1 protein-coding gene and 6 pseudogenes are annotated in these 12194 nt (G+C 60.9%); 2 read left to right on the forward strand and 5 right to left on the reverse strand.

Going from position 1 to position 12194, the window contains the following annotated elements; all coding sequences use genetic code 11:
• Window positions 1-93 precede the first annotated feature (93 nt).
• Together HT737_RS25115 and HT737_RS25120 are read right to left on the reverse strand one after the other, a co-directional pair.
• Window positions 94-1687 (reverse strand): annotated as a pseudogene (locus HT737_RS25115) (DHA2 family efflux MFS transporter permease subunit).
• Window positions 1684-2804, reverse strand: a pseudogene (locus tag HT737_RS25120) (HlyD family secretion protein). Before HT737_RS25120 ends, HT737_RS25115 begins: the two co-directional pseudogenes overlap by 4 nt.
• A 343-nt stretch (window positions 2805-3147) precedes the next feature.
• On the opposite strand from HT737_RS25120, the pseudogene HT737_RS25125 reads away from it, so the two are divergent.
• Window positions 3148-4876, forward strand: a pseudogene (locus tag HT737_RS25125) (ShlB/FhaC/HecB family hemolysin secretion/activation protein).
• Window positions 4877-4989: 113 nt separating this feature from the next.
• Window positions 4990-9460, forward strand: a pseudogene (locus HT737_RS25130) (hemagglutinin repeat-containing protein).
• A gap of 139 nt (window positions 9461-9599) precedes the next feature.
• Here the strand turns inward: HT737_RS25130 and nhaA are convergent.
• The 3 genes and pseudogenes from nhaA to HT737_RS25145 form a co-directional block, all read right to left on the reverse strand.
• Window positions 9600-10809: pseudogene (gene nhaA, locus HT737_RS25135) on the reverse strand (Na+/H+ antiporter NhaA).
• A gap of 412 nt (window positions 10810-11221) precedes the next feature.
• A pseudogene (locus HT737_RS25140) lies at window positions 11222-11467 on the reverse strand (MFS transporter); the annotation flags it as partial.
• A 190-nt stretch (window positions 11468-11657) separates the two neighbouring features.
• On the reverse strand, window positions 11658-12194 hold a 537-nt coding region (locus HT737_RS25145; RefSeq protein ID WP_220459501.1), incomplete at its 5' end, for an Lrp/AsnC family transcriptional regulator.

A 12194-nucleotide genomic window follows, 5' to 3' on the forward strand; every position in this document is an offset into this window, starting at 1 on the left:
CGAGTGAAACGAGGCTGCGATCTTTTAAAGACAAGATCAAAAGATCGCACCTGCGGCAGCTCCTACAGGGGCCGGTTGTTTCGGAAACCGTGATCAATGCGCATCTGCACTCGGCGCAGTCGGTGGTTGCACCTTGCGCATCAAGGGCACCATCGCCGTGGCGATGATGAAGCCCAGCATGATCATCAAAAAGGTATCGCCGTAGGTCTGGGTCTGCGCCTCGCGGTAAGTCAGCAGCCACAGCTGACGCAGACCGGCGGTGATCCCGACGTCACCACTCTGACCCAGTGTTTCCAGGTTGCCACCGACCTGCGCCAGCCACTGATTCAGCGCCTCGTTGCTGCTGTTCAAATGCTCGGCCAGGCGGGTGAAGTGCAGGTTGGTGCGGTCATTGAGAATGGTCGCGCACGCGGCAATGCCGATGGCTCCGCCCAGATTGCGCATCAGGTTGAACAGCCCCGAAGCGTGCTTCAAGCGTGCCGGTGCCAAGCCTCCCAAAGTCAATGTCACTGCCGGCGGCACCGCCAGTTGCTGGGCGATCCCGCGCAGCGCTTGCGGCAACATCAATTGGCCGGCGCCCCAGTCGTGGGTGATTGGACTGAACTCCCACATCGATACGGCAAACAAGCCCAGCCCAAGCATCATGATCCAGCGCAAATCCATGCGATTGGCGAGAAAGGCGTACAACGGAATCGCCATGATCTGGAACACCCCGGTGGAAAAAAACCGCCAGACCAATGTCCAGCGCGCTGTAGCCTCGCACCCGGCCGAGAAACAGCGGCGTCAGGTAAATCGTCGCGAACAGACCAATCCCGGTGACGAAGGAGAAGAAGCAGCCGAGGGCGAAATTGCGATCCTTGAGTGCGCGCAAATCAACGATCGGATTGGCCACGTGCAAGGTGCGCCCGATAAAAGCCAGACCCGCCAGACCGCTGATCCACGCCGTGGTCAGAATCGTTTGATCGCTGAACCAGTTCCAGCGCGGGCCTTCTTCGAGGGTGTATTCCAGGCAGCCGAGAAACAGCGCGAGAAATACCATGCTCAAGTAGTCCGCGCCCTTGAGCAGCGCCAGTTCCGGCTGGTCGATCTTTACCAGCATCGGCACGGCCACGGCGACGAAAATTCCCGGCACCAGGTTGATGTAGAACAGCCAGTGCCATGAGGAAATGTCGGTAATCCAGCCACCGATTACCGGACCCAGGGTCGGCGCCAGTGACGCCACGGCACCGATGGTCGCGGCGGCGATTACCCGTTGTTTGCCGGTGAAGAAAAAGAACGCGGTGGTGAACACCAGCGGGATCATTGAGCCGCCGAGAAAGCCCTGCAGCGCCCGAAAGGCGATCATGCTCTGGATGTTCCACGCCACACCGCAAAGCAAACTGGCCAGGGTGAAGCCGACCGCCGAAGCACAGAACAGCCAGCGGGTGGAGAACACCCGCGACAGCCAGCCCGACAGCGGGATCACGATGATTTCGGCGATCAGGTAACTGGTCTGCACCCACGCGGTTTCGTCGGTGCCGGCCGAGAGTCCGCCGCCGATGTCGCGCAGCGAGGCCGAGACGATCTGGATGTCCAGCAGCGCAATGAACATGCCGATGCACATCGTGGCGAAGGCGAATACTTTGGTCGCGGTAGCCATGTCGGCGGCGTTGAACGGTTGCGCCGGGGCGGTGAGGGTGGTGCTCATGGTGCGACGGCCACGGCGCTGGATTCAGCGGGCGCGCGGGTGTCGACTTCAGCGGTGACCGACAAGCCCGGCCGCAGATGCCCGAGCACGCCATCGGCCGGATCGAGCAGAATTCGCACCGGTACCCGCTGGACGATTTTGGTGAAGTTGCCGGTGGCGTTCTCTGGCGGCAGCACGCTGAATTGCGAGCCGGTGGCGGGGGCGAGGCTGTCGAGGCGGCCGTGGAACTCCTGGCCGGAAAGCACGTCGGCGCGGATGCTCACCCGTTGCCCGGGTTTCATCCGCGCCAGTTGGTCCTCCTTGAAATTGGCATCCACCCACAGACCGCTGGCCGGCACCACCGACAACTGTTGCGACCCGGCCTGGGCATAGGCGCCGACCCGTGCGCGGCGATTGCCGATCACGCCATCAACCGGTGCGCGCAGTTCGGTGTAGCGAGGTTCAACTGCGCCAGATCACGCTCGGCCCGGGCTTGTTGCAGGGCGGCGCGGGCCTGTTGTTTCTGGGTGTCGATCACCGCCAGTTGGCGCTGGGCGGCGAGCAGTTCGGCCTGGGCGCGGGCACTCAGGGCCTGGGCGGTCTTGAAGCTGGCGTCGGCGCGTTGGGCGCTTTCCACCGACACGGCATTGCTGCTGACCAGGCGTTTATAGCGCGCGTTGTCGTCCCGCGAGCGGGCGGTTTCGGCACCGGCGGCATCGATGCCGGCGCGGGCCTGGCCAATCACTGCTTGCTGCAGTTGCTCGGTGGCATCGAGGTTGGCCAGCAGCGCCTCTTCGGCAGCGACTGCGCCTTCGGCTTTGGCGAGGTTGGCGCGATAGTCGCGCGCATCAAGTCGGATCAACACATCGCCGGCTTTCACCGACTGGTTGTCGCTGACCAGCACTTCTTCGATGTAGCCGGCAACCTTCGGCCCGATCACCGTGACGTCGCCACCGATGTAGGCATCGTCAGTCTCCTCGAGAAAACGCCCGGTGCTCCACCAATGACTGGCGAATACGCCGATCACGACCAGCGCGATCAGGCCAGAGCCGGTCAGCAGCAGGCGCTTGCGCAAAGGCGGTTTGGCGGGAGTGACCGGGGATGACAGGTCGGGCTCGAGGGTGGACATGGCGGTCATGGCGTAATACCTGCGGGAACGAGTGGTTATTACAGTCGTAATATGACGCAAGTAATATTTTGTGGCAATTACGTTTTTTGTGCCGATCGTCAGTTGCTTACCCGGCCTCGGGGTTTGGAGCGGTTTCGAGAAATGACAGTCCCGGTAATGCGGGGCAGGTCTTTGAGAACTCGATGAGAGCCCTCGGGGAAACCCTGATGGCCTAGCGTTGAACGCAGCAAAATCAAATGTTTAAGAAATGTAAGCGCTGTAGGAAGCGTCTTGCATTTGTGTAGGAAGGCTCTGACTATCACTCGCATTGATGAAGTGGCATTACGCCATTTCATGCTTGCAAGGATGTTGCGTGCCGTATTTGCTTTGCGCTGTTTCTCGTCGTCGCTTCACGCTTTGCCCGCTGTTGTCGGCCTTTGTGTTGAGTGTGTGTGCCTCCTCGATTCAAGCGGCTGACTCTGTTGCGCCGGGCCAGGAAGTGCTGCGCCAGCAGCAACAGCAACAGCGCGATCTGCAACAACTGCAGATGGAACAACGCAAGCGCCAACTGGAGCGCGGTGCGTTCGGTCCGGCACCGGCCACACCGGCCATCCCGCAAACCGTCACCCCCGATGAACGCTGCTGGCCACTGAGCGGCACGCGTATCGGCGGCGTTACGCTGCTCGACAGCGACAAGCTCAACACGCGGATCAAACCGCTGCTGGCGCCGTGCATGGGCGTCGGCCAGATCAATCATTTGCTGGCGACCATCACCGCGATCTATGTCGAGCAGGGCTACATCGCCAGCCGCCCGTACCTGTTGAGTGCGCCGGCGGCGGGGCAGTCGCTGGACATCATGGTGGACGAAGGCTACATCGAGTCGATCGAACTGGCCGATCAGAGCCTGCCCGTTTCGCTGGGCGGCGCGTTCCCGCACATGCTCGGCCAACCGCTGAACCTGCGCGATCTGGAGCAGGGCCTGGATCAGTTGAACCGCTTGCGTTCGCTTGACCTGACCGCCGACATTGCCCCCGGCCAGCCAGCCCGGCGCGTCGCGAATCATCCTGCGCTCGCGCACTTCCGGACAGTCGCGCTGGGCGTTGGGGCTGGGCATGGACAACCTCGGCAGCGCCAGCACCGGGCGGGATCGCAACAGCGTCAGCCTGAGCGTCGACAGTCCGTTGCAACTCAACGACCTGCTGAGCCTCAGCGCCAGCGACACGTTGAATCAGGGCGACCGCTACAGTCGCAACGCCAGCCTGTATTACGCGATTCCCTACGGCTACTGGACCTATAGCGCGTTCGCCAGCCACGCCGAGTATCGTGCGCCGTTCAAACTGCCCAGCGCGACCCTGTACAGCACCGGCATCACCGATCAACTGAGCCTGCGCGCCGACCGCGTGTTGTGGCGCGACCAGAGCCGCCAGCTCAGCGCCAACCTGCAACTGGCGCACAAGGACGTCGACAGCTACCTGGAGAACGTTCGCCTGGGCATTCAGAGCCCGACCCTGACCGTGGCCGAAGCCGGGCTCAATCTGTTCTGGCTCGACCGTGCGGTGTGGAACCTCGACTTCACCTACTCGCAAGGCCTGCGCTGGCTGGGCGCCGATGACGACGCCCATCACGCGGTCAACAACCTGCCCAAAGCGCAATTTCGCAAGTACCGCGCTGGCCTCAGCCAATGGCGCAACGGCCAGTTCGGCGCGCAAGCGTGGCAGTGGCAGAGTCAGCTCAATCTCCAATACAGCCCCGACCCGTTGCCGGCCATCGAACAGTTGCTCGGCACCGACGATTCGGCAGTGCGCGGCTATCGGGTCAACAGCGCATCCGCTGCCAGCGGCGCGATCTGGCGCAACACCTTGCGTCTGCCCCTGCGCAACGACTGGCCGCTGCAGATCACCCCGCGCGTGGGCCTGGACAACGGCTGGCTCAAGGCTGACCACGGCGCCCAGGGCCAACGCCTGAGCGGTGCCAGCGTCGGGCTGAATCTGGGCTGGAAGAATCTGCAAGTGGATGTCGATTACCAACGCGCCCTCAACACCCCCAATGGTTTGCAGCACGAGCCAGAGACCTGGCTGATGCGCGTGGGGTTGCAGATATGAGCACCAGCGAAACTCATCAAGCAGTGAACAAACAGCCGTCGGATCTGAGCGCGACAGCCACGGCCAACACTCAATCGCGCGCCGTGATGCCGTACTTACATGGAGACGTTTTTATGCCAGCACACACCTTTGCATTTCATCTTTCTCCTCGGGGCAAACTGCGCTGGGCGATCGCCAGCCTGTTCTTCGCCGTGCACCTGCCGACCGCTATCGCCGGCGGTGTGGTGGTCGCACCCGGCCCCGGCGGCACCGCGCAATTGCAGACTCAGGGCGGCGTGCCCATCGTCAATATCGTCGCGCCCAACGGCTCGGGCCTGTCGCACAACCAGTTCCTCGACTACAACGTCGACCGTCAGGGTCTGGTGCTGAACAACGCCTTGCAGGCCGGGCAATCGCAGCTCGCCGGGCAACTGGCGGCCAACCCGCAACTGCAGGGGCAGGCGGCGAGCGTGATCCTCAACGAGGTGATCAGCCGTAACCCTTCGGCGATCAATGGCGCCCAGGAAATCTTCGGCCGCGCTGCCGATTACGTGCTGGCCAACCCCAACGGCATCTCGGTGAACGGCGGCAGTTTCATCAACACGCCGAACGCCAGTCTGCTGGTCGGTCGTCCTGAATTGAACGACGGCAAACTGCAAGCGCTGAACACCCGCGACGCCAGTGGTCAGTTGCAGATCCACAGCGGTGGCCTGCGCAACGCTGAAGGCTCGATCAACCTGATCGCCCCGCGTATCGACAGCCAGGGCCGCATTGATGCCCGCGATCAACTCAACCTCACGGCGGGGCGCAATCAGGTGGATTACGCCAGCGGTCAGGTAAAAACCGTGGACCCGGCGGGCAACACCACCGATCAACGCATCGACGCCAGCCTGTTCGGTGCGATGCAGGCCGGGCGCATCAATATCGTCAGCACCGCCGAAGGCGCGGGCGTGCGTGTGGGTGCGGTACAAGTGGCCGGGGCGTGACGGCGTGCAGATCCGTTCGGCTGGCGACCTCAGCGTCAGCGGTGCGGCTATCTCCAATAGCCTCGACGTGACCCGTGCCGGCATTCGCAGCAGTCAGGGCGATGTCGGCCTGCACAGCGGCAACGATCTGACATTGGCCGCCACCGACGTCAGTGCTCGCGACGTCAGCGTCAATGCCAAGCGCAACCTGACCTTGAGTACCGTCGAAAGCCGCAAGCTTCAGGAAAAGCGCGAAAACTGGAGCAACAGCACCATCGGCATCACTTGGGAAACCTACGACCGCACCCAGACCGACAGTGAAACTCGCCAGCACGGCAGCCAGATCGTCGCCAGCCGCGATGCGAAATTGTCTTCCGGCAAAGACACCGAACTCAAAGCCGCCAAGGTTGAAGCGGCGAAAAATCTCGATGTGCACAGCGGCGGTGATCTGCGCCTGACTGCGGCCACCGAACGCCATACTCAGACCGATCAGGGCAACCATCGCAAGCATTTGTGGAAGGCTGACTGGAACAGCAGCAGCGAAGAGCAGCGCAGCCTTGGCAGCCAGTTGAAGGGCGGCAATATCGCGCTGCAAACCGCCGCGTTGCTGCGTTCCGAAGGCGCCGAACTGAACAGCGCCGGCGATGTGAAACTGGCGGGCAAGCAAGTGGACGTCACCACCGCCACGCGCACCAGTCGCAGTAATAACAACAGCTACTCAGGCGACCTGGTTGGTGGCGGATTCTTCGGCAAGACCGGAGACGCCGACAAGGGCCAGACCCGACATCAGGGCAGCAAAATCAATGCGGCCGGCAAACTGATCGTCAAGGCTGATGATGTGCGCATCAGCGGCAGCCAGGTCCGTGGCGGCACCGAGGCCAGCGTTATCAGTGATCAGGGTTCGCTGGTGATCGACGGCGTGCAGGACACCTCGCACAGCAACAACCACGACAAGGACAGCAAGTTCTTCGGCATCACCAAGGACGAATCGCGGCAGAACGCCAGGGACAGCACCACGGTGCGCAGCGAGCTGGTTTCCGACAGCAACCTCAAGCTCAAAAGCGCCAAGGACATCGAAGTGGCCGGCTCCACGGTCAAGGCTGGCGGCGCGCTGACGGCGGACGCAGCGGGTGATGTGAACGTGCATTCCACGCAGAACAGCCACGACAGCAGCTCTACCACCGAGACCCGTGGCTTCGATGCCTACGCCAAAGAGCAAACGCCGGAGCAATACCGCGCCGGGGTGCACTACGAAGACAAGCAGCAGACCGTCACCCGCAACGACGTCAACCAGCAAGGCTCCAGCCTCAGCGGCGCCAGCGTGCAGGTAAAGGCCGGCGGCGATCTGACCATCAAGGGCGGTGAAGTCAAATCCACGGCCGGCGACACCACGCTGAGTGGCAATAATGTGTCGTTGCTGGCCGAACAGGACAGCCACAAAACTTCGACCGATACCTCCAGCACCGGCGGCGGTTTCTACTACACCGGTGGCCTCGACCGCGCCGGCAGTGGTGTCGATTTTGCCCACAGCACCACGCAAGACAGCAGCAGCAAAACCACCGCGCAAACCACCCACGTGCAAAGCAGCGGCAGCCTGAACATCAATGCCGACAAGCTGGTGACCGAAGGCGCGCAGGTCAAGGCTGGCAACGGTCTGAACGTCACGGCCAACGAAATCGACAACCGCGCCGCCAGCAACACCGAAAGCAGCAGCCATAACCAGAGCAACTGGTCGGCGGACATCGGCGCCAATGTCGAGTACAAGGACATCGCCCGCCCGATTGCCGGTGCGGTCAAGGATGTGCTCAACGGCAAGGTGCCGGACAAGGAAGCCCTGAGCAATCTCGGCCAGCCAAACGTTGGTCTCGACGTGGCGATCGGTCACGGCAGCGCTGACAAGACCGAGCACAACAGCAACGCCGTGGTCAGCCGTTTCGACGGCGGCAGTGTCGAGGTGAAAACCGCCGGCACCCTGCACGACCAGGGCACTCAGTACAGCGCGAGCAACGGCAAGGTCAACATCAACGCCGACACACTGGTTGCCGATGCCGCGAGCAACACTCACGGCAGCACCGATAACTCAGTCGATGCCAAGGTCGACGTGCGCGTTTACACCAAGACCGGCGAAGACGTGAACGTCGCCGGCAGCGGTGCGGGCGGCAACAGCTACAGCAGCAAGGACAGCAGTACGGCGGTGGTCGGCGGGTATGCCGGCAATCAGGGCGTGAACATCAACGTTGGCGCAGATGCGCAGTTCGCTGGCAGCCGTGTTGACGGCGGGCAGGGCGGTGTGAGCATCAAGACCGGCGGCGATCTGGCGCTGAATCAGGCCAGTGACCGCCAGAGCAGCAGCGACTCCAGCCTGCGCGGCAACGGCTCGCTGACGGTCGGCACCTTGCCGGGCACCGACGGCACCAACGTCGATCTCGGCGCTGGCTTCCAGCTAGACCATACCGGCAAGCAGACCACTGACACTCAGGCTCACGTCGCGAGCATCAGCGGCATTGGCCCGGTGCAACTGAGCAGTGGCGGCAATCAGGTTCAGCAAGGCACGAAGATCGACAGTGCCGGCGGCATCGATCTGCACGCTGACGGCAAGCTTGATCTGCAAGCGGCCGTTGATACCCACACCGCGACCGGCAGCAATCTCGGCGGCGGCTTGAAAGGCGGCGGCAGCAAATCCAGCAGCGAGAAGAGTCGCGATCAGGGCGCTAATCTGAGCGGCAACTTCAACATCGGTCGGGTCAATGAACACTCGCAAACCCTGACCGGTGGTCAGCTCAACAGCCAGAGTAACGTCGTGTTGAGCGGTGATGCGGTGCACCTGCAAGGCACGCAAGTCAGCGCGCCGAACGTCAGCATCAATGCGCAGAAGGGCGGTTTGGTTCAGGAGTCGGCGCAATCTACCGAGACGCGCAACAACTGGAGCGTTGCGCTGAATGCCGGCGGCAACCTGAGCAGCAAGACCCCGACCGCTGCCGATGAAAAGGCCAGCAGCGACCACGGCTTCAACGCCGGGGCCAAGGTCGGCGTCGATTACCTGCAAGGCACCACCCAGCAGAACAGCCAGATCAAGGCTGACAGCGTGGTCCTCAACAGCGCAGGCGATGCACAACTGTCGGGGGCGCGGATCGACGCGAACACTGTCAGTGGCAAGGTCGCCGGTGATCTGACCGTCGACAGCCGTCAGGACTCGAAGACGCAAGCCAGGGTCGATGTCGATCTGGGCCTGACCGCGAAGAAGAACCCGCCGAGTGACAAGGAAAAACTCGCCGGCACCGACTACAAACCAACGCTGAAGGCGCAGGGCGAATACGCGCACAAGGACAGCGTGGCGCAGGCGTCCGGCATCAGTGGCAATCAGGGTGTGAACCTTGCGGTGGACGGCGCGACACAGCTGACCGGCGCGCAGATTTCATCGGCTGAAGGCAAGGTCGATCTGGGCGGTTCAAAGGTCGGTAGCCGTGACTTGGTCAACCGTGAATACGGCGTGAAAGCCGGACTGGACCTGCCGCAGAAAGCCGAGGAGAACGCACCGAAGGGGTCGTTCGATAACGGCCACCTGAAAGTCGGTCCGGTGACCCTGAGTGGCAACCTGGATAGCCAGACCCTGCAGGCCGGAATCGACGAAAAAGGCTGAGCATTACCGCTGTAAAAAACTGTGGGAGCGAGCCTGCTCGCGATAGCGTCAGTTCAGTCAGCGAAACTGTTGACTGAACCAGCGCCTTCGCGAGCAGGCTCGCTCCCACATTGTTATTTATTTCGATGAGATCTTGAGGTCAGTTCGACGCCTTCGCCTTACCCGCATTCATCAGCACGACCACCGCCAGCAGCGCCGACAGGATCGAACCCAGCAACACACCGACCTTCACCGAATCGACCAGATGCGGCGCGCCCGGAAAGGCCAGTGCGCCAATGAACAGGCTCATGGTGAAGCCGATCCCGCAGAGCAGGGCGACGCCGTACAGTTGCAGCCAGCTCGCGCCTTGCGGCAGTTGCGCCAGACCACTGCGAATCGCCAGGGCGCCGAGGCCGAGGATGCCGATCTGCTTGCCGAACAACAGGCCCAACGCGACGCCCAGCGGCACCGGCTCAAGCAGGTTGCTCGGGGAAATGCCGCTCAATGACACGCCCGCGTTGGCGAAGCCGAAGATCGGCACCACGGCGAACGCCACCCACGGATGCATTTTTTCTTCGAGGTAGAGCAGCGGCGAGTTGTGCTCGTCTTCCGGGTTACCCAGCGGAATGCACAGGGCCAGAATCACCCCGGCGAGAGTCGCGTGGATCCCCGATTGCAGCATGAAGAACCACAGCAGGGCGCCAGCGATCAGGTACGGCCACAGCTTTCTGACGCCGCAGCGGTTGAGGATCACCAGCAATGCGATCACCGCCAACGAGGCCAACAGCATGCTTATCGACAGGCCGCTGGTGTAGAAAATCGCGATGATCACCACTGCACCCAGATCATCAAGAATGGCCAGCGCGGAGAGGAAAATTTTCAGCGACACTGGCACCCGTTTGCCCAGCAGCGACAGTACGCCCAAAGCGAAAGCAATGTCGGTGGCTGCGGGGATCGCCCAACCGCTGAGGGTCTGCGGATTGCCCCAGTTGATCGCGACGTAGATCAGGGCGGGCACCAGCATCCCGCCCAGCGCGGCAAAGCCCGGCAGCGCGCGCTGCCCCCCAGGTCGACAACTGACCGGCGAGCATTTCGCGCTTGATCTCCAGGCCCACCAGCATGAAGAAGATCGCCATCAGGCCATCATTCACCCAATGCTCGATCGACAGACCAGCGACTTTGATGTGCAGGGTCGAGAAGTAGGTGGCCGCCCAAGGCGAGTTGGCGACCAGCAGCGCGGCGAGGGCGGCGGCCATCAGGATCAGGCCACCGGCGGACTCGGCGGCGAAAAATCGGGAAAGAAAGGCCAAAGCAGACGGCGACTGCTGACGGGCAGGGGCAGCCTGCAGGCGTGACGGATCGTGGCTCATAGGCACGGGAACTCCGCGCGGCGGCCCGACCTGCGCTGAATTAAACCTGCCCTGCCGCGTTGTTGCGGTGGCACCCGGGCGGCATTTTACACAATAGGTGGGGGAAGGCGCGTTTTTACTGACGATTACCCTTGAATCGATGTGGGTATTCAAAAAAGATGATTTTTTTAGGCCTTTAAAATCAATAGGTTGTGCATCTTTTTTTGACGCGGCTGCGTCGCGGGTTTTTCAGTTTTGTTGATAAAAGACTTTGAGATTTTCGAAATAAATGAACCAGCTTCGAGCACCGGCTAGACAAAAGGTCTGACAGCCATCAGGTTCCTGCCAAAGTTCATGATTCATATTCGAGGTTCTGTTTTTTAAGGTCGTTATGGTGCCCGATACTCTGATGGAACGGCCGTTATGGATCGGCTCTGTAGACGAACAAATCACTCAGGGGCACGAGGAAGAACAGGCGAAGCGCGAAACCGATCTGGGTCAGCGAAACGATCGGGCTGGCCATGGTATTGGTCAGGCCAATGTCCGGTGCAATCAGGCCGATAATCGGCTGCGAATAGTAGATGTTAGCCACGATTGCGCCGCAGCAGAATGCAAATAAGAGCACCATACTTTTGGTCATTGTCGCAGTACCAAGGGGCACTTGGGTCGCTGGGTTCATAACGTGTCTCGCTGAACGAAGGAAATGTGCACCGATAACAGTGGACCGAGAATGAAATGATAACTCTCATTCCGTTGCGAAATGATGAAGAGAGCATGTGCCGTCTGCCCGTCAACTTCGGGTTAGACCGGAAAAAAACTATGTCAGCCCGCTCATGCCAACAAGAAGGTTAGGGACTCTCGGCATGAAGTCAGATACTGTCATCTTCAGTAGGTATGTATAGTCCGCGCTTATATGTTTGTAGCGAGACACTGGTTGTAACACGACGTATGTTTGGGTTTTCCTCCACAAGTCTCTGGGTAATCGCATCATAGGCTTCCACATTCTTTGCTACCACGATCAAATAAACGTCAGCGGAGCCAGTTGTGTAAATGGCCTGTTGTACTGAGTCTTCTTTATCCAACCATCTTTTAAGTTGAGCAAGTAAGTCCTTGCGCTCTCTCTCAATTTCTAGCGCAGTAACAAAGGTTAAAGGCATACCCACCTTCTTCGCATCGACAATTGTGACCTGTCCCAAAATTACCCCATCGTCGCGCATTTTACGTATGCGCCTCAAAACAGATGAAGCGGACATACCTGTTTCATCAGCAATTTGATCCGCAGGCGTAAGGCAATCTCTCTGCAATATTGCAAGTATTCGACGATCGCCACGATCAAGTGCGTTGTGAGTCACTGATGCATTCCTCGTATTAGCCTGCGGAATAGAACCATTTATGGCAGGCTCAGT

The organism is Pseudomonas sp. MD195_PC81_125 (genome assembly GCF_014060985.1).
In the GTDB taxonomy this organism is placed as follows: Bacteria; Pseudomonadota; Gammaproteobacteria; order Pseudomonadales; family Pseudomonadaceae; genus Aquipseudomonas; species Aquipseudomonas parakoreensis.